Here is a 19,138-nt window from a genome sequence, read left to right as displayed (position 1 = left end):
GCCATGTCCTCGCAGCCCACGCCCGCGCAGCCCCCGCAGACGCCACACACCGCGCGATCCCCGCAGTCGCCTCAGTCCGCGCAATCCCAAGCCGTACTCCCGCACCCCGCTGTCCGGCTCGACCGGGTCGGCAAGCGCTACCCCGGCGGCTCCGATGGCTCCGCCTCGTACGCCGTCCACGACATCAGCCTCGACATCGCCCCCGGCGAGTTCTTCTCCCTGCTCGGCCCCTCCGGCTGCGGCAAGACCACCCTGCTGCGCATGATCGGCGGCTTCGCCGACCCCACCGAGGGCAGCGTCCTGCTCGACGGGGAGGACGTGACGGGCCTCCCGCCCCACCGGCGCAACGTCAACACCGTCTTCCAGAGCTACGCCCTCTTCGACCACCTGTCCCTCGCCGACAACGTGGCCTTCGGCCTCAAGCGCAAGGGCGTCGCCCGCCCCGAGATCCGCCGCCGGGTCGCCGAGATGCTCGACCTCGTGCAGCTCGGCGACCTGGCCGGCCGCAGGCCGCCCACCCTCTCCGGTGGCCAGCGCCAGCGCGTCGCCCTCGCCCGCGCCCTGGTCAACCGTCCGCAGGTGCTGCTGCTCGACGAGCCGCTGGCGGCCCTCGACCTGAAGCTCCGGCGTCGGATGCAGGTCGAACTCAAGCAGATCCAGCGCGAGGTGGGCATCACCTTCCTGTTCGTCACCCACGACCAGGACGAGGCCCTGACCATGTCGGACCGACTCGCCGTCATGAACGAGGGCCGCATCGAACAGTGCGGGACTCCCGAGGACGTGTACGAGCGTCCCAGCAGCAGTTTCACCGCCTCGTTCCTCGGGACCTCCAACCTGGTCCCCGGCACCTACCGCGCCGGACGGGTGCTGCTCGACCAGGGCCCGGCGCTCCCCGTGGGCGACCGCCCCGGCATGACCGACGGCAGCCGGGTCAGCCTCTCGCTGCGCCCCGAGAAGATCTGGCTGTCCGACTTCGAGCCCGGCATGGCCCGGGTCACCGGCGTCGTCCGGGAGACCGTCTACTCCGGCCCCACCACCACGTACCTCATCGAACTGGCCCCCGGCGTCACCGTGCACGTCCTGGAGCAGAACACCGCCCGCTCCCGCATGGAGGACCGCTGGAGCGGCGGCGAGGAGGTCGAGCTCGGCTGGCGGCCCGAGCACTGCCTGGTCCTGGACTGACGAGTCCCGCCCCCGACTCCCTCACCGGAGGAACACCCCATGAACCACGACGTCATCGTGCTCGGCGCCGGACTCGCCGGACTCGCCGCCGCCCGCGACCTGGCCGCGGGCGGAGTCGACGTCCTCGTCGTCGAGGCCCGCGACCGGGTCGGCGGCCGCGTCGAGCAGACCGCGCTGCCCGACGGCCGCCTCGTCCAGCTCGGCGGGGAGGTCGTCGGCTCGGCGCACACCGCGTACACGGCCCTCGTCGCCGAACTCGGCCTCACCCTCGTCCCCAGCTACGTCGCCGAACCCGGCGCGCTCGCCCGCGCCACGCCCGAAGGCGTCGGCGCCGGCGACCCGCCGCACTGGTTCGGCCCCGGCGACGACGCCTCCCACCGCAAGGTCACCGCCGCCTTCGCCGCACTCGCCGCGACCGTCGACCCCGACGACCCCTGGTCCCACCCGCGGGCCGCCGCCCTCGACCGGCTTTCCGTGGCCGGCTGGCTGCGCGACGAGGGGGCGAGCCCGGCCGTCGTGCGGCTCTGGGAGATCGGCCGGCTCGCGCTCGCCGACGGCTCGTACGAACGCACCTCGCTGCTCGCCGCCCTCCGCAAGCACGCCGCCGTCCCCGGCCCCGGCCACTACGAGTACGAGGCCTGGGAGGGCCTGCGGGTGGCCGAGGGCTCGGCGACCGTGGCCCTGCGGATGGCGGCCGGGCTCGACGGCAGGATCCGTACCGGCGCGCCCGTCGAGGCGCTCGCGGTCCGCCGCTCCGGCGGCTGCTCGGTGCGCCTCGCGGGCGGCGAGACCCTCACCGCGGCCGCCGTCGTCAGCGCCCTGCCCGCGGGCCCGCTGCGCTCGCTCGCCGTCACCGGCGTCGGCGAGGAGCGCCTGGCCTCGCTGCACCGCCAGCGGCACGCCCTCGCCGCGAAGTTCGTCGCCGCCTACGACCGCCCGTTCTGGCGCGAGCGGGGGCTCAGCGGTCTGTCCGAGTGCGAGGGGGTGCTCGGCAGCACCTGGCCGCAGAGCGAGGGCGTCCTGTCCGCCCTGATCCCGCCCGAGCGGTACGGCGTCCTGCTCGGCACCCCCGCCCACCTGCGCACCCCCGAACTCCTCACCGAGATCGCCCGGCTGTACGGCGACCAGGCCCACCGGCCGCTCTCGGCGCACCTGCGTCTGTGGGGCACCGACCCCTGGACCCAGGGGTACGTCACCCAGTGGGCCCCCGGCGACGTCATGGCCGTCGGCCCCCGCCACGGCACCCACGAACCGCCCTTCTACGTCTGCGGATCCGACCAATGGGTGGCCGGCTACATGGAGGGCGCGGTCCGCACCGGCCGCGCCGCCGCGAAGGAGGCCCTGCGCCGTGGCTGACAGCCTGCTGAACCACATCGGCGGCGCGGACCGCCCCGCCGCCTCGGGCGCGACCACCGACCTTGTCGACCCCGCCACCGGACGCGTGCACGGCCGCGCCCCACGCTCGGGCCGCGCCGACACCGACGCCGCCTGCGCGGCCGCCGCGGCCGCGTACGGGCCCTGGTCGGCCACCACCCCGGCCGACCGGCAGCGGGCCCTGCTCGCCGTCGCCGACGCCGTCGAGGCGCACGCGGACGAGCTGACCGCCGCGGAGACCGCCGACACCGGGAAGCCCGCGGCCCAGTTCCGTACGGAGGAGCTCCCCGCGATCGCCGACGCCTTCCGCTACTTCGCCGGGGCCGCCCGCAACCTCCCGGGCGCCGCCGCGGCCGAGTACGCCGAGGGCCGCACCTCCCTGCTGCGCCGCGAACCGGTCGGCGTCTGCGCCCAGATCACCCCGTGGAACTACCCCCTCATGATGGCCGCCTGGAAGATCGCACCGGCCCTCGCCGCCGGCAACACCACCGTCCTCAAACCCGCCGACACCACCCCCTCCTCATCGGTGCTGCTCGCCCGGATCGCGGCCCCCCACCTGCCCCCGGGCGTGCTGAACGTCGTCTGCGGCGACCGGGACACCGGCCGCGCCCTCACCGCCCACCCCGCCGTGGCCCTGATCGCGCTCACCGGCAGCGTCCGTGCCGGCCGGGAGATCGCCGCCGCGGCCGCGGACGGCCTGAAGCGGGTCCACCTCGAACTGGGCGGCAACGCGCCCGTGATCGTCCACGACGACGTCGACGTCCCCGCCACCGCCGCCGCCCTGGCCCAGGTCGCCTTCTACAACGCCGGTCAGGACTGCACCGCCCCCACCCGCTTCCTGGTCCACGCCCGCGTTCACGACGCCTTCCTGGACGCCCTCGCCGACGCCGCCCGCGCACTGCGCCCCGGCACCGACCTCGGCCCGCTCAACAACGCCGCCCAGCTCGCCTCGGTCCGCGCCCTGCTCGACCGGCTGCCCGACCACGCCCGGATCGTCGCGGGCGGGACACGGCCTGCCCGCCCCGGCTTCTTCCACGCCCCCACCGTCGTCGCCGGGGTGCGCCAGGACGACGAGATCGTCCAGGAGGAGATCTTCGGACCCGTCGTGACCGTGCAGCCGTTCACCGACGAGTCCGAAGCGCTGCGGCTCGCGGACGACGTCCGCTTCGGACTGGCCGCGAGCGTGTGGACCGGGGACCACGACCGGGCGATGCGGGCGACCAGGGCCCTGCACACCGGGATCGTGTGGGTGAACACCCACGGCACCACGGTCTCCGAGATGCCGCACGGCGGAGTCAAACACTCCGGCTACGGCAGCGACCTGTCCCTCTCCGGCCTCCTCGACTACACCCGGCCCAAGCACGTGATGATCTGAGCCGCGGTCTTCGCCGCAAGCACCCCGGCACTCCCCCACACGGGGATGTCCCAGCCCGTTGATAGCGTGCCGCTGCCCGGCCGGATCGATCATGAAAGGACGGCAGTCGTGCAGGAAGTGGCACATCACGAGGTGAGCGAAGAGCGCATCGCCCACGCGCTCGAGGACATCGAGGGGAAGGCCTTCGGCCGCTGGCACAGCATGCGTTACGACTCCTTCCGCCTCGACAGGCTGCGCGAGATGGGCGACGAGCTGCTCGACCACGTCGCCGCCCGCACCCTGAGCGCACCGGAGCTCGACGACGCCTCACGCGTCGTGCTGCTGACCGCGGCGGAGTGCGCGCTGGGAGTGATCAGCCTGGGCTGCTACCCCAACGGCGACCAGGAGATCCGGTTCCCGCTGGTCCGCGAGGAGCTGACGAGCGAGGAGCTCGCGTTCCAGGACGTCATCGACGAGGCGCCCACGGCGCGGACATGGCTGGACACCTTCGCGGCCGTCGTGGTCAGCGGCCTGGTGTGGGAGTGGCGGCGGGTCACCGGACTGCTGCTCCGGGACGACTTCGCGTCCGCGATCCGGGACGGCGTGCCGTATTCGAAGCTGACGTCGGTGTCGACGCCGGCCGATCTGGCGGCCATGGAGGCACTGAGGGGCTATCTGACGGAGGAGAGCGGGCATCTCCCCCGCGACTGGCCGACCGTGCCCCTGTGCAAGCCCGGGCCCGAGGAGCGTGCCGAAGCCGCCGGGCGGCTGGACGCGGCCGGCGTGCTGACGCCGGACCAGCGGCTGCTGCGCGTCCTGCTCGACGACGACCGGGCCGCCTTCGAGGACGCCCTCGTGACCCGGCTGGTCGCGCACCGCGAGAGCGTGGACGCGGACCCCGCCCCGCGGACGCTGCTGCCACTGGACACCCTCGCCCTGGCGGCCCTGGCCGTCCAGGTGCACGGGTGGGACCTGCGCGTCCGCTCCGGCTACCTGCCCCACGGCATCGTCGGCCGTACCGACGCGCTCCGACGAGCCGCGGACACCGAGCGGAACGACCTCGGCCACTGGCACGCCAAGTAGCCACGCGCCCGCTGACCACTCCCCCGGCGCCGACTTGACGCTCAGAGGCTCAGTCCGGCCAGCCTGCGCCGGTCGAGCGGGGAGGCTCGACGATCGAGGCGCTGTTCGAGGAGGTGGCGGGCGGTGTCGCTGTGGCCCGCCTCCACCAGCGCGTACAGCAGGGTCTCCTCGACGATCTCGCGCTGTGCCGCGCTGCCTCCCACGCGACGCAGCGAGGGCAGCAGTCCGCGCAGTTCCCGCACCGCGGTGGCCCATTCCTCCTCCAGGACCGCTTCCAGCGCGTTGCACAGCGGGACGACGACCTCCCGCTGCACCGGGTCCGCGCCGGCCGCGTGGGTGCGCAGGCGGCGGAGTGCGGGGAGGTCGCCGGCGGCGGCGAGGGCGACGGCGCCGTGCAGGGCCGTGAACGCGGTCGAGGGGCGTTCGACCAGATCGCGGGCGACCGCGTCGAGCACGCCGTCGACGGGGACGCGGCCGGTCCAGTTCCGGGACATGCGGGCCCGCCACAGCAGGGAGCCGGAGTCGACGAGGGCCCGCACCCCGTTCACCTGGGCCGGGGCGAGCTGGGCGAACCAGCGGCGGCGTACCGCCGCGGAGTCGTCGAGGGCCAGTTCGTGGAGCGCCACGTGCCAGGAGAAGTGCGCCCGGTGCACGGCGCCCCGCCCGTGGCCGCCGATCCAGCCGTCGAGCCAGTCCCGGCCGGTGCGGTGGTCACCGGACTCGTAGTGGACGTGGGCGAGGGCGTGCACGGCGTGGCCGGAGGCGGGTTGTGCGGCGAGTGCCGCCCGGGCGAGCTCGCCGGCCTCCTCGATCCTTCCTTGCTCCTGCCGGACGAAGGAGAGGAGCGAGGTGTGGAACCAGTGCCCTTCGTAGGCGGGCGCGGTCCGCTCCACCAGACCGAGGGCCAGTGTGCCGTCGAGATCCGCGACGCCGGAGAAGGCGATGGTGGGGACGGCGATGCCGAGCGCGAACGCGTCGGCGGGGAAGCGGCCGAGGTGGTCGACGAGGGCCGTGTCTCCGTCGCCCGCGGCGTTCGTGTGGTCTTCGTGCTCCCTGATGCGGCGCGTGACGACGTCGACGAACGACCGCTCCCGTTCGTCTCCGCGTTCCCGCACGCTGCGCTGGGCGTCCGCCAGCTCCCGGGCGACGTCGACGTCCGCTCCGCACTCGTGACCGAGCAGGGCGAGTGCGGCGTGCCCGAGCGCGAACCCGGGGTCGAGTTCGGTGGCGCGCGCGAAGGACTCGGCCGCCTTCGCCCGTACGGTGATCACCCGGGCGAGTCCGCAGCGGAAGGACGCCGCGGCCGCGGCATGGGTGGACAGCGGCAGCCCGAACTGGTCGGTGGGCCGGCGGCGTGCCGACCGGGGGGTGCCGGCGAGCGGGGCGAGTACGGCCTCGGCGATCTCCTTGGCCTGGTTGCGGATCTCGGGGATCGCGGTCGTCTCCCACAGCTCGCCCCGGCGGGGTGCGCCCAGGGTGAACAGCGGCCGCTCCGGGTTCCCTCGGGCGTCGAGCAGCCTGCCGCCGTCGGTGGACACGCCGATGCCCAGCGGTCCGGGTGCGGCGAGGCCGTCGGACAGCAGTCCGCTCCACAACGGGTCGCCGCCGGCGTCGGCCCGCAGCCCAGGACCCGTACAGTCCACCACCCATGCCACGCGCACCTCACGGCCGTCGGCGAGGGAGACGATCAGGCCGCCGTCCTCCTGTGGTGCCGCGGAGGCGACCCGGCCGGCGTGGACGCGGAGCCTGCGGGCGGCGCGCGCCCGGGCGATGGTCTCGGCGGTGGAAGGCGCCATGCGATGCCGGTGCACGTTCCACAGGGTGGCGTCACGGCCGAGGAACTCGGCCCGCTCGTCGTCGGTGAGTCCCTGCCAGAGCCGTACGATCTCGGGCCGCAGCCCGTCGAGTGCGGGCCGCCAGTCGCCGTGGGCGCGGCGCGTGGCGGCGAAGTGCCGCGTCAGCTCCCTGCGGAGGCGGTGGAACGGGAGCTCGGCGAGGCCCGGCGGCGGCGGTACGGGGGGCAGCGGGGCGACCGCGTGCGGCTGGGGAAGCAGCCCGCTGCGGGACACGGCGTGCACCGTGCGGCCGGGACGGTCGAGGACGAGTGCGAGGTCGACGGCGGTGAGACCGGTGCCGACGAGGAGGACGTCGTCCGACTCGCCGACGGCGTCGAGCGCGCCCGGTGTCCAGGGGCGGGGGACGAACCGGTCGGAGGCGACCAGCTCGGCCGGGGCCCAGCCGGACCGGCCCGCCGCGGGCCCGGTGGCGAGGACCACGCTGTCCGCCGTCACCGTGCCGCCGTCGGCGAGCTCGAGCTCCAGACGCCCTCCGGCCGCGTCGGCGCACCCCACCGCCCTGGTGCGCAGCCGCCGTACGGAGACCGTGCCGTGCGCCGTGATGATGGCCCGGCCGAGCGTGTCGGCGAGATAGGAGCCGTAGCGGTACCGGGAGGCGAAGTCCGCCGCGGTGACGGTGGATTCGCCGTGGCGGCAGAGCCAGCGCCGGAAGTGACCCGGGTCGTCCGGGTAGCAGCTCATGCCGCCGACGGGCACGTTGAGCCGGTGCTCGGGAACCTCGGTGGCGTACGCGGTGCCCCGGCCCGCCTCCGGCGCGGGGTCGACGAGGACCAGATCGAGCGGGACACGGCGTCGGGCCGCCCCTTCGCACAGCTGGACGGCGACGAGCGCACCGGCCGCGCCCGCGCCGACGACTGCCACGGTCGGTCGAGGACGGGCGGTCCCGGCGGACGGCGAGGACACGACAGGCACCACGGACACCACGGAGACCTCCGACCAGGGGCGGGTACTGCACGACGGATGTTCACTATGTCGATGAACAAAGTGGAGTGGCAATGCCGCTTCCGGACAACGACAACGCGCCGGAGTGCCGTTGACGGCCCGTGAGTACCGCCGCCGCAGGTCAGGTTCCCGCCACTCGTGAGACATTGAGTCCGTGAGGATCTCAGCACGAACGGACTACGCCATCCGGGCCATGGCCGAGTTGGCCTGCTCCCCGGACCGGCCCCTCAAGGCCGAGGACATCGCCGGACGCCAGGACATCCCCGGCCGCTTTCTCTTCGTCGTACTGAGCGACTTGCGGCAGGCGCGTCTGGTGCGCAGCGTGCGCGGCCCCGACGGCGGCTACTCCCTCACCCGGCCGCCCGCGGAGATCAGCCTCGCCGACGTCATCCGCGCGATGGACGGACCGCTCGTCAGCGTGCGGGACCTGAAGCTGACGGGTCTCGAGTACCAGGGTGCGGCGGCTCCCCTGCCGGATGTGTGGCGTGCCGTGCGGACGAGTCTGCGCCAGGTCCTGGAGGGCACGACCCTCGCGGACCTGGCGACGGGCACGCTGCCCGAGCTCGTACGGGACCGGGCCCGCGACTACAACGACGACGTGCGGACGTACCCGTAGCGGCCATGGCCGTTCGGCGACCCGCCCCTTACGCTCAAGAACGTGCAGCCCTCCACCGAGACCCCTGGACGCGCCGGACCCGCCGACGACCGCCCGCGCCGGCTGTTCGTCCTGCGGCACGCCAAGAGCGCCTGGCCGGAAGGCGTGGCCGACCAGGACCGCCCCCTCGGCCCGCGCGGGCTGCGCGACGCCCCGGCCGCCGGGAGCTTCCTGGCGGAGAGCGGCGTACTGCCCGACCTCGCCCTGTGCTCCCCGGCCCGGCGCGCCCGCCGGACCTGGGAGCTGGCCGCCGCGGAGCTGGCCGGCCCCGTGCCGACCCGTCACGACCCGCGGCTGTACGGGGCGGACGCCCTAGAACTGCTCGATGTCCTCCACGACGTACCCGACGAGGTCGCGACCTTGCTCCTGGTCGGGCACAACCCGGGCCTCGAGGACCTGATCCTGCTGCTCGCGACCAGGTCGGTCGGTGACGCCCTGGACCGCGTACGGACCAAGTTCCCCACCTCTGCGATCGCCGTCCTGACCTGGTCCGGCACCTGGAAAGACCTCCGCCCCGGCGAGGCGCTCCTGACGGACCTGGCGATCCCCCGCGGAGCCCGCGACTCGTCCTGAGCGGGGCGCGTCAGCGCGCCGGGGCGGCATCGTCCGCGCGCTGGGCGCCTCCGACGTTCCCTCCGTCGATCACGACCCCGCGCACCGTACCCTCGCCGAGAGCCACCACACCGACCCATGCGTACCCGGACGTCAGGGCTGCGGCAGTGCGAGGGGGACGCGTCGGGTCGCGCGGCCGGAGGCGTCGAGGAGCCAGCCCATGCGTTTGGGTGAGTGGAGGCCGATCGTACGGTCCTTGACCTCCAGGAGCGGAAAGCGTTCCGCGAGGACGGCTTCGAAGGGGTCGATGGCGTGGAGGCCGTGGAGCCAGACCATCACGAGCAGGTTGTCCGGACCGCTGACGGACACGCACAGTCGGACCTCCTCCATCCGCGCCAGCGCGTTGCCCGTGGCTTCCACCTGGGAGTGCGGAACCGTCACCCGGTAGAGGACCATCGTCGACAGGCCCGCCAGGGGGTGGGCGAGGTCGCAGCGGATGGTGATGTCGCCTTCGCGGATCATCCGTTGGACCCTGCGGCGGGCGGTGTGTTCGCTCATGCCCGTCGCGGCTCCGAGCTCGGTGTAGCCGAGCCTGCCGTTGCCGCCGAGCAGCGTCATCAGGGCCCGGTCCTCCGGGGACGGCCGGTCGTGCATGTGGGCGCTGTACACGGCGCGGCGGGAGGTGCGCGGGGTGGTGAGCTCCGCCCGGCCGGCGGGTTCCATGGCCCGCATGCGCCAGTCGCCGCCCTCGCCGTACAGCGTGATGCCGAGGCGTGTGCGCGTGGAACGGACCCCGCGCATGCCGCCGATGGTGCGGTTGACCGACCGGCCCAGGGCGGGTAGGTCGGCGGCCGCGACGGACACGAAGAGATCGAAGTCGCCTGCCGTCTCGTCGACGCTGAAGACCCAGGGCAGCCGGGTCAGGGCCGTGGTGACCGCTTCGAGGGAGCGGGGCCGGCAGCGTACGTCGACATAGGCGACGGTGGTCGACTTCGCCGCGTCGTAGGCGGTGATCCAGGCGAGTCCGCTCGCGCGCAGGCGTTCCCAGCGGCGGGCGGCGGTGGTCGCGTCGATGCCGAGCGCCCGGCCGATCCGGGACCACGGCGCGCGGGGTGCCGCCTGGAGCGCCTCGACCAGCGCCAGGTCCAGCTCCGTGAAACGGGCGTCGGGGTCGGGCGCGCGGGAATCCGGCGGGTTCATCGGCTCCAGGATGCTTTCCGGCATTTCCACGGCTCCATCGTGCACAGACCGGATCGTAGGGGCACTTCCCGGCCGGCGCCCAGTTCCGGCCAGTGGTGAGAGGAGAGCCGTGTCCGCTCCGCCCCCTCCGGCAGCCCTCAAGGGACCTGCTTCCCGTACGGTCAGGACGACCGTCGTCCTGTTGTTCGTCGCCTGGCTGGTCGACTACGCCGACCGCCTCGTGATCAACCTCGTACTCCCCTCCTTCGGCGAGGAGTTCGGTCTCGGTCGCGGGCAGCAGGGCCTCGTCGTCTCCGCCTTCTTCCTCTCGTACGCCCTGTGCCAGATCCCCGGCGGGTGGCTCGCCGACCGCTTCGGCGCCCGCCGCGTCATCTGTTGGGCGCTGCTCGCCTGGTCCCTGTTCACGGCGCTGACCGGTTTCGCATGGTCCTTCGCCGCGCTGCTCGTGATGCGGTTCGCCTTCGGGGCGGCCGAAGGCGTCTTCCCGCCCGCCTCGATGAAGGCGCTGGTCGAGCGGACCGTGCCGGAGGAACGGATGGGCGCCAACGGGCTGATCATGAGCTCGAACGCGATCGCCGCCGTCGTCACCCCGCTCGCCGTGGCACCCCTGATCGCCGTCTTCGGCTGGCGTTCGGCCTTCTTCTCGACCGCCGCGCTCGGAGTCGCCGTCTACGTGGCCGTACGGCTGTGGCTGCCGGCTCCCTTGCCCCGCGCCGCGGACGGCTCCCCCGCGGAGGGCTTCCCCGCGGACGGCTCCCCCGCCGCCGCCCACGGCGTCCGCGGTCTCCGCGGTCTCCGCGAGATCCTGCGCGTCGGCGTGCTGTGGCGGTTCGCGCTGATGATGTTCGGTTACAACGTGATCGTCTGGGGGCTCACCACCTGGATGCCGTCCTATCTGACGGAGGAGCGCGGTGTCCCCCTCTCCTCGGCCGGCGCCCTCATGGCGATCCCCGCGCTCGGGGCGGCCGCAGCCACGATCCTGGGCGGCCGGATCGCGGACCGCCTGGGCGGACACCACCGCAAGGTGATCGTGCCCGGCATGACGGTGGCGGGGCTCTTCCTGCTCCTCATGGCCTTCTCGGACTCGCTCACCGGCTTCGCCGTCTTCGGAACGCTCGCCGTCTTCAGCGGATCGCTCGGCTACATGCCGCTCTTCGCCGTTCCGCTGCGCGGTCTCGCGCCCGGGCACGTCGGCGTCGGCAGTGCCGTGATCGTCTTCGGCGGTCAGGTCGCTGGCATGGTCGCTCCACCCGTCATGGGCTTCCTCGCCGACGCGATCTCCTTCCGGGCCGCCTTCGCCTTCCTCGTACTCGGCGCGGCCGTCGCCGTGCTGATGGCCCTCCTCACCCCTCAGGACGCCGACTCGTTCCGGGCCGTGGCCGGCTCGCTCGGCGAGGCGTCCGACCGATCCGCCTCCACCTCCACCTCGACCGAGGAACTCTCGTGAACGCTCTCGCCCCGCTGCTCTCCGGCCTCGCCGACCGACTGCCCGGCCTCCACGCCCTCTATCAGGACCTGCACGCCCACCCGGAACTGTCCTTCCAGGAGTTCCGCACGGCCGGCGTCGTCGCCGCGCTGCTGCGGGAGCAGGGCTGGCAGGTCACCGAGGGCGTCGGCGGTACGGGGGTGGTGGGCGTCCTCGCCAACGGCGAAGGCCCGGTGGTCCTGCTGCGCGCCGACATGGACGCGCTGCCCGTACGGGAGGAGACGGGACTGCCGTACGCCTCCACCGCCACCGGCGTCGGCCCGGACGGCGACGAGGTCCCGGTCATGCACGCGTGCGGGCACGACATGCACGTCACCTGTCTGCTCGGTGCCACCGCCCAGCTCGCCGCCCGGCGTGAGGGGTGGCGCGGCACGGTCGTCGCCGTGTTCCAGCCGGCCGAGGAGGTCGGCGGCGCGCCGGCCGTGATCGAGGACGGCTTCCTGGAGCGGTTCCCCCGTGCCGACGTCTGCCTGGGGCAGCATGTGGCGTCCGCGCCCGTCGGCTTCGTCGGCACCCGTCCCGGGCCGGTGATGGCCGCCTCCGACAGTCTGCGGGTCCGGCTCTTCGGGCGCGGCGGGCACGGGTCCACGCCGGAGGCGACGATCGACCCGATCGTGATGGCGGCGGCGGTCGTCATGCGGCTGCAGACCGTCGTCTCCCGCGAGGTGGGGGCGACGCAGACCGCCGTGGTGACCGTCGGTTCGATCCACGCCGGCACGAAGGAGAACATCATTCCCGACACCGCCGAGCTGCGGATCAACATCCGCAGTACGACTCCGGCGGTACGGGCCCGGGTCCTGGAGGCGGTCGAGCGGATCGTGCGCGCCGAGGCGATGGCCTCGGGTGCGCCGAAGGAGCCGGAGATCACCGGGCTCAACTCCTTCCCGGTCACCGTCAACGATCCCGAGGTCACCGGCGTCGTCCAGGGCGCGCTCACCGCCGCGCTCGGAGACGGCCGGGTCTTCACGCTCCCCCAGCCCCTCACCGGCAGCGAGGACTTCGGGGCCTTCGGCACCGCCCTCGGCGTCCCCTCGGTCTTCTGGTACTTCGGTGGCGCCGATCCCGCCCTCTACCGGGACGTCGATCCCGCCTCCCTCCTCGAGGACGGTCTGCCCGACACCGTCCCCTCCAACCACTCCCCGCACTTCGCTCCCGTGCCGGAGCCCACGATCGAGATCGGTGTGACGACGCTGCTCGCGGCCGCCGCCCACTGGCTGTGCGAGGAGGCCGGTCGTGCGTGACACGAGGAGGCCGACGGTGTCCGGCACCGCCCCCGACCTGATCTTCACCGGCGGCCCGGTCCTCACCATGGACCCCGCACGCCCCCGTGCCGAGGCCCTCGCCGTCCACGCGGGAACGATCGGCGCCGTCGGCGGCCGGGACGAGGTGCTTGCGCTGCGCGGCCCCCGCACCGAGGTCGTCGACCTGGGCGGCCGGGCGCTGCTGCCCGGTTTCGTCGAGGCCCACGGGCACCCCACGATGATGGCTCTCGCCGTCGCCCCGCCCGCCGTCGACGTCCGCCCGTTCACGGTGCCGACCGGCGCGGGCGTCGACGCCCGCATCCGGGCCGCGGTGGCCGCCGCGCCGGGCGAGCCGGTCTGTGCGTACGGGATCGATCCGCTGCTCCAGCGCGATCTGCCGATTCCGACGAGGCAGGCACTGGACGCGCTCTGTCCCGGCGCTCCGCTCGTGGTCGTCTCGAACAGCGGCCACGCCGCCTGGGCCAACACCGCCGCCCTGCGTGCCGCCGGCATCACCCGGGACACCCCCGATCCGGCCGGCGCCCGCTTCCTGCGGGACGCCGACGGCGAACCCACCGGGGAGGCCCACGAGGGCGGGGCCGTCGAGGCGCTGCTTTGGGTGGTGGCCGGCGACCGGGTGAGGCCGGAGAGACTGGCCGCCTCACTGGACTGGGCGTACGCCGAGCACGCCCGGGTCGGGATCACCACGGCCGCCGACATGTCGACCGAGCCGAGCTTCGTCCCGGCGCTGCGGGCCGCCGCGGCGCGCCCCGACGCGGCCCTGCGGGTCCGTTCGTACCTCATCGGCACCCCGGAACTGGCCGCGGACCCCGACCGCCGTGTCCCCTTCCCCGGGCACGCCCCGGCCGAGGAGCTCTTCGGCGTCTCCGGCATCAAACTGTGGGCCGAGGGCACGGCGTTCCAGGGCACGATCGCGACCAGTTTCCCGTTCCTGGACAGCGCGGCCACCCGGGCCATGGAGGCGATCCGCTGCGCGCACGCGCCGATGAACCACACACCGGAGCAACTGGCCGAACTGGTCGTCGCGTTCACCGCGCAGGGCTACCCGATGGCCTGCCACGTCCACGGCGACGTCACCTTCGAGGCGGTCCTCGACGCCTACGCGAAGGCCGGGGCGGACGATCCGGGCCGGTTGCGGGCGATGCGCCCGCGCATGGAGCACTGCGGCGCCGTCACCCCCGACCAGTACCGCAGGGCGGCCGAACTGGGGGCCACCGTCAGCCTCTTCATGGACCACATCCGCTGGTGGGGTGACGTCCTCGCGGACGACCTGTTCGGCGCGGAGATCACCGACCGCTGGATGGCCGTGCGCTCGGCCTGGGACGCCGGTCACCGCGTCTCCCTCCACAACGACGGCGTCTGCTCGCCCACCGACCCCCTCTCCTCCGTCGCCACCGCCCTCACCCGCCGCACCCCCGCGAGCGGCCGCGTCCACGGCACGACGGAGGTCCTCACCCTCGACGAGGCGCTGCGCGCGGTCACCACGAACCCGGCCTGGCAGCTCCACCTCGACGGCGAGATCGGCACGCTGCGCCCCGGAATGCGCGCCGACCTCACCGTCCTCGCCCGCGACCCGTACACGGTCCCGCCCGGACTCCTCCCGGACGAGGCCGCCGTGACCGCCACCTACCTCGGTGGCCGCCCCACCTGGACGGAGTGAACGACATGCCCCTGGACCCGCACATCGCCGCCCTGCTGCAGACCCTCCCCCGCCTCGAAGCCCCGGTGTCCGACGCGAGCCGAGTGGCCGAGGCCCGGGCCCGGCTCCGTACCCTGACCGTCGGCCCGGGCGATCCGGCCACCGTGCCCGAGGTCGCCTCCGTGACCTCCACGGTGGTGGCGGGTTCCCTCCCCGCCCGCGTGTACCGCCCCGCCGCGACGGGCGTCCTGCCGACGGTGGTGTACCTGCACGGCGGCGGCTGGGTGCTCGGCGACCTCGACACCCATGACGTACAGGCCCGGACCCTGTGCCGCGACCTGGACGCCGTGGTGGTGAGCGTCGACTACCGGCTCGCCCCCGAGCACCGCTTCCCCGCCGCGGTCGACGACGCGTACGCGGCCCTGACCTGGGTGGCGGAGCACGTGGACGACTTCGGCGGCGACGCCTCCCGGCTGGTGATCGGCGGCGACAGCGCCGGAGCGACCCTCTCCACGGTCTGCGCCCGGCAGGCCCGCGCCGACGGGCTGCCCCTGGCCGCCCAGCTCCTCGTCTACCCCAGCACCGACATCTCGGGCTTGTACCCGTCGCGGGCGGAGAACGGAGAGGGGTACTTCCTCACCACCGAGGAGGTGCACTGGTTCTTCGAGCAGTACCTCGGCGTCCCCCGTTCGTCCCCCGACGCCGCTCGCCTCCACGCCGACCCGCGTGTCGCGCCCCTTCGCGCCGAGAGCCTGGCGGGTCTCGCGCCGGCCGTGGTCGTCACCGCGGAGTTCGACCCGCTGCGCGACGAGGGGGACCGGTACGCCGAAGCCCTCCGCGACGCCGGAGTACGGGTCGAGCACCGGCAGTTCGAAGGGCTCGTCCACGGCTTCTACGGCATGGGCCGCCTCAGCCCGGCCGCCGGCTCCGCGACGACCTGGACGAACGCCGCCCTCAAGCACCTGATCGGTTGAAAGGCAGCCCCCTGCGAACGCCCCGCGCCCGTGGTGCTCGCCGCCCGCGGCGCTGCTCCGCGCCGCCAGGGCCGGAGGCCGCCCACCGAGTGGGCGGCCTCCGGCCGGTCGCTGACGTCAGATGGTCGGGACGGTCGTCCAGGGCGTCAGGTGGGCGTGTGGGCGGTGTTGTTCGTCGCGGTGCCGTCTTCGTCCTGGGTCTCCGGCTCAGCAGGCTGTTGCGGAGTGGGCGGGGTGCGCACCAGCAGCGCGACCAGCACCGCCAGGGCGCCGAGCACGGCACCGGTGCCGAATCCCCACCGGATGCCCGTGGCCAGGGCTCCGGTGGTGTCGGCGCCGCCGGCTGCCGCCGTGGCGGCGTGTCCCGACATGACGCTGATGACCAGGGCGGTGCCCGCGGCGGCCGCGACCTGCTGGAGCGAGCCCAGGATGGCGGAGCCGTGGGGGTAGAGGTGCGGCGGCAGTACGGACAGGCCGGAGGTGAAGACGGGGGTGAAGACGAACGCCATGCCCGCGCTCAGGGCCACGTGGAGTGCGAGTACGAGCCACGGCGAGGTCTGTTCGCCCGTGAAGGCGAACAGGGCGAGGCAGAGCGCTGTGAGTGCGGCTCCGGGTACGACGAGGCGTGGTGCACCGAGTCGGTCGTAGAGCTTGCCGACCTGTGGTCCGAGCAGGCCCATGGTCAGGCCGCCGGGGATGAGGAGCAGCCCGGTCTGCAGTGAGGTCAGGCCGCACACCTCCTGCAGGTAGATCGGCAGCAGGATGAAGGCGCCCATGAGGGCCATGAAGGAGAGGCACATCAGGCCGAGCGCCACGGAGAAGTGACGGAACGTCAGGGCGCGCAGGTCGAGGAGCGGTGTGGAGCTGCGCTGCAGTGCCAGCTGCCGCCATACGAACAGGCCCACCAGCACGGCGCCGGCCAGGGTCGTGGCCGCCGGGGGTACGGGGGCCTGGGCCGAGCCCTCGGCACCGAGCCCGCTCAGGCCGTAGACGAGGGCACCGAAGCCCGCTGCCGCCAGGGGGACGGACAACCAGTCGATCGGGCCGGCCTGCGGCTCGCCGATGTTGACCAGTTTGCGCCGGCCGAATATGGCCATGGCTCCGGCGATGGGCAGCACGGCCAGGAACAGCAGGCGCCATGTGCCCAGTTGCAGCAGCACACCGGAGGCCGCAGGGCCGAGGGCGGGTGCGACGGAGATGACGAGGGTGATGTTGCCCATGACGCGGCCGCGGTCGTTCGGGGGCACGAGGGTCATCAGCGTCGTCATGAGCAGCGGCATCATGACGGCGGTGCCACTGGCCTGGATGACGCGGGCGGCCAGCAGCACGGGGAAGGCGGGCGCGGCGGCGGCCAGGGCCGTGCCGGCGAGGAACAGCGCCATGGCCAGGCCGAAGGCGGTCCGGGTCGTCACGCGCTGGAGGAACCACCCCGTCACCGGGATGACGACGGCCATGGTCAGCATGAAGGCCGTGGACAGCCACCCCGCGGCTGCCGCGGTGACCTCGAACTCGCGCATGAGCCGCGGGATGGCATTGACCATGATCGTCTCGTTGAGGAGGACGACGAACGTGGACAGCACGAGAATCCGCAGCACGGCGGTGACGCGGGCGGGTGTTGCCTGTGGTGGGAGCATGGTGCCTTCCGTCATGTGAGTGTCCTCCGCGCGTGGCAGGTCACACTGACGGACCGCGGCAGGGGGAAGAACTCATCGGTGTTCCCTGATCCTGTCGGTGTCACCGCACAAGCTCAAACCATTTTGCCGATCCCGATGAGGGCTCCCAGGGCCTGGGCGATGTGCGGCCATGCGGTCGAGTCCGGGTCGATGACGTCGAAGTGGCTGCCGTGGGGGATCTCGGTGAGCGTGGTGCCGGTGGTACGGGTGTAGGCGCGGGCCATGTCGATGGGCAGGGCTTCGTCGTGGGTGCCGTGGACGACGACGGTACGGCCCGCCGGGGTGCCGAGTACGGAGGGGTCGGCGGCGGCGTACCGCGCGGGGACTTGGCCGGAGCTGCCGCCGAGGAAGTCCGCGACGGCACCCCGGCCGCTGCCGAGCCGGTCGGCGTGGGCCAGGTCTGCGGTGGGGGCGAGGGCGAGGACGCCGCGGATCGGGGCAGGCGCGTCGGTGCGGCCGGGGGCGCCGTCGGGGAGGCGGTGGCGGGCGGCCGCCCACAGGGCGAGGTGACCACCGGCGGAATGCCCGGCGTAGACGACGCGTCCGGTGTCGATACGCCCCGGCGCGGCCCGGGAGGCCAGTTCGGGAAGCAGGTCGACCGCCCGGGCGGTGTCGGTCAGGGTCGCCGGCCAGCCGCCGCCCGCGCCGACGCGGCGGTACTCGACGTTGACCACGGCGCAGTCGCAGTCCCGGGCGAGGGCGTCCGCGAATGCGGCGGTGTGCCGCCGGTCGTGGGCGGCGCGCCAGAAGCCGCCGTGGAAGAAGAGGACCAGCGGCAGGCGACCCGTTGCCGGCCGGGCCGGGAGGTGGAGATCGGCGACCTGGTCGGGGTGGGAACCGTAGACCAGTGGGAGGAGTCCCTGCGGGCTTCCTGTCCGGTCGCTGGGGGAAGGCACGACGCTTACCTCGTTTCGCTGCGTTTCACTGTGTTTCGGCATGTTTCGCTTGATGTGCTTCGTCGGGGCGAGGGGGCGAGCGGGGTACGGCGCCGTGGACGGTGCCGTACCGACGCGCCCCGACGCGTCAGCGCAGACCGGTCAGCTTGTCCGGGTTGACCTGGAAGCGCAGGTTCTGGATGCGGCCGCCGTTCAGGTCGTAGGTCAGGGCGCCGACGGGGTGCCCGCCCATCGTGAACAGGACGCCCTGCTCGCCGTTGACGATCGCGGACTCCCAGGCCATGCCCAGGAGTTCGGGCTTGGCGAGGACGCCGAGCATCCAGCGGGCCACCGGGTCGGTGCCGTGCAGCGGGCGGCGGGCCGCGGTGACCTTCCCGCCGCCGTCGGACCACGCGGTCACGTCGGGGGCGAGGAGCTCCATCATCGCGTTCAGGTCACCGCCCGTGCAGGCGGCGAGGAAGCGTTCGGTGACCGCCCGCCGCTGCTCCTGGTCGGTGTCGAAGCGGGGGCGCCGAGCCTCGACCTGTTCGCGGGCACGGTGGGCGGTCTGCCGGACGGTCGCCTCGCTGCGGTCGAGGATCCCGGCGATCTCGGCGTGCGTGTACCCGAACACCTCGCGCAGTACGAACACCGCGCGTTCGACGGGACTCAGGCTTTCCATGACGACGAGCAGGGCCGTGGAGACGCTGTCCGCCAACTCGGCCCCCTCCATGAGGTCCGGTGCGGTGAGCAGCGGTTCGGGCAGCCAGGGGCCCACGTAGGACTCGCGGGTGGCGCGGGCCGAGGTGAGTCGGTTCAGCGAGAGGTTGGTGACCGTGCGGACGAGGTAGGCACGGGCGTTGACGACCGAACCCCGGTGCGTCTGGGACCACTTGAGCCAGGCGTCCTGGAGCACGTCCTCGGCGTCTGCGACGCTGCCCAGCATCCGGTAGGCGGTACCGAAGAGGAGTCGGCGGTGTGCGGTGAAGTCGTCGAGGGCGTCGTCCGCGACGGGCGTGTCGATCATGGAC

General features: G+C 73.7%; 15 protein-coding genes. 10 read left to right on the top strand and 5 right to left on the bottom strand.

Going from position 1 to position 19,138, the window contains the following annotated elements; translation table 11 throughout:
- Positions 1-3: 3 nt before the first annotated feature.
- The 4 genes from SVTN_RS36625 (at position 4) to SVTN_RS36610 (ending at position 4,993) form a co-directional block, all read left to right on the top strand.
- Positions 4-1,182, top strand: coding sequence for an ABC transporter ATP-binding protein (locus tag SVTN_RS36625; protein WP_052499519.1), 1,179 nt, complete (start codon positions 4-6; stop codon positions 1,180-1,182).
- A 39-nt stretch (positions 1,183-1,221) separates the two neighbouring features.
- Positions 1,222-2,538 (top strand): flavin monoamine oxidase family protein, encoded by a 1,317-nt coding sequence (locus SVTN_RS36620; RefSeq protein WP_041132927.1) that lies wholly within the window; start codon positions 1,222-1,224, stop codon positions 2,536-2,538.
- Positions 2,531-3,931, top strand: a complete 1,401-nt coding sequence (locus SVTN_RS36615; RefSeq protein WP_041132926.1) for an aminobutyraldehyde dehydrogenase — start codon at positions 2,531-2,533, stop codon at positions 3,929-3,931. Before SVTN_RS36620 ends, SVTN_RS36615 begins: the two co-directional genes overlap by 8 nt.
- 108 nt (positions 3,932-4,039) lie before the next feature.
- On the top strand, positions 4,040-4,993 hold the full coding sequence (locus tag SVTN_RS36610) for an immunity 49 family protein (protein WP_041132925.1): 954 nt from the start codon (positions 4,040-4,042) through the stop codon (positions 4,991-4,993).
- A 41-nt stretch (positions 4,994-5,034) separates the two neighbouring features.
- Here SVTN_RS36610 and SVTN_RS36605 read toward each other — a convergent pair whose 3' ends face one another.
- On the bottom strand, positions 5,035-7,752 hold the full coding sequence (locus SVTN_RS36605) for an FAD/NAD(P)-binding protein (protein ID WP_245727776.1): 2,718 nt from the start codon (positions 7,750-7,752) through the stop codon (positions 5,035-5,037).
- Positions 7,753-7,945: 193 nt separating this feature from the next.
- On the opposite strand from SVTN_RS36605, the gene SVTN_RS36600 reads away from it, so the two are divergent.
- Complete coding sequence (locus tag SVTN_RS36600; protein WP_041132924.1) at positions 7,946-8,407, top strand: RrF2 family transcriptional regulator; 462 nt, start codon at positions 7,946-7,948, stop codon at positions 8,405-8,407.
- Between the two features lie 42 nt (positions 8,408-8,449).
- The gene (locus tag SVTN_RS36595) at positions 8,450-9,019 is read left to right on the top strand and encodes a SixA phosphatase family protein (RefSeq protein WP_052499518.1); all 570 of its coding nucleotides are present in this window, start codon (positions 8,450-8,452) and stop codon (positions 9,017-9,019) included.
- A gap of 132 nt (positions 9,020-9,151) precedes the next feature.
- Here SVTN_RS36595 and SVTN_RS36590 read toward each other — a convergent pair whose 3' ends face one another.
- The gene (locus tag SVTN_RS36590) at positions 9,152-10,222 is read right to left on the bottom strand and encodes an Lrp/AsnC family transcriptional regulator (protein WP_041132923.1); all 1,071 of its coding nucleotides are present in this window, start codon (positions 10,220-10,222) and stop codon (positions 9,152-9,154) included.
- Between the two features lie 85 nt (positions 10,223-10,307).
- Between SVTN_RS36590 and SVTN_RS36585 the strand changes: the two genes are divergently transcribed.
- The 4 genes from SVTN_RS36585 to SVTN_RS36570 are packed head-to-tail and all read left to right on the top strand — an operon-like array spanning position 10,308 to position 15,559.
- Positions 10,308-11,645 carry an MFS transporter gene (locus SVTN_RS36585; RefSeq protein ID WP_245727775.1) on the top strand — a complete coding sequence of 446 codons (1,338 nt, stop codon included), beginning with the start codon at positions 10,308-10,310 and terminating at the stop codon, positions 11,643-11,645.
- On the top strand, positions 11,642-12,925 hold the full coding sequence (locus tag SVTN_RS36580; RefSeq protein WP_078908649.1) for an amidohydrolase: 1,284 nt from the start codon (positions 11,642-11,644) through the stop codon (positions 12,923-12,925). The genes SVTN_RS36585 and SVTN_RS36580 overlap by 4 nt, the downstream gene beginning before the upstream one ends.
- Positions 12,918-14,606 (top strand): amidohydrolase, encoded by a 1,689-nt coding sequence (locus SVTN_RS36575; protein WP_159026557.1) that lies wholly within the window; start codon positions 12,918-12,920, stop codon positions 14,604-14,606. The genes SVTN_RS36580 and SVTN_RS36575 overlap by 8 nt, the downstream gene beginning before the upstream one ends.
- 5 nt (positions 14,607-14,611) lie before the next feature.
- Entirely contained in the window at positions 14,612-15,559 is a 948-nt protein-coding gene (locus SVTN_RS36570) for an alpha/beta hydrolase (protein WP_041134645.1), read from the top strand.
- A gap of 146 nt (positions 15,560-15,705) precedes the next feature.
- Here the strand turns inward: SVTN_RS36570 and SVTN_RS36565 are convergent, their stop codons facing one another.
- From SVTN_RS36565 to SVTN_RS36555, 3 genes are all read right to left on the bottom strand, one after another.
- On the bottom strand, positions 15,706-17,208 hold the full coding sequence (locus SVTN_RS36565) for a DHA2 family efflux MFS transporter permease subunit (protein ID WP_245727773.1): 1,503 nt from the start codon (positions 17,206-17,208) through the stop codon (positions 15,706-15,708).
- Positions 17,209-17,306: 98 nt separating this feature from the next.
- Positions 17,307-18,128 (bottom strand): alpha/beta hydrolase, encoded by an 822-nt coding sequence (locus SVTN_RS36560; RefSeq protein ID WP_041132921.1) that lies wholly within the window; start codon positions 18,126-18,128, stop codon positions 17,307-17,309.
- Between the two features lie 127 nt (positions 18,129-18,255).
- Positions 18,256-19,134, bottom strand: coding sequence for an RNA polymerase sigma-70 factor (locus tag SVTN_RS36555; RefSeq protein WP_041132920.1), 879 nt, complete (start codon positions 19,132-19,134; stop codon positions 18,256-18,258).
- Between the last annotated feature and the right edge of the window lie 4 nt (positions 19,135-19,138).

Origin of the sequence: Streptomyces vietnamensis (assembly GCF_000830005.1) — a bacterium.
Lineage (GTDB): Bacteria > Actinomycetota > Actinomycetes > Streptomycetales > Streptomycetaceae > Streptomyces > Streptomyces vietnamensis.
Note: the sequence above shows the minus strand (reverse complement) of the source record. Positions and strands in the feature narration are given on the sequence as shown.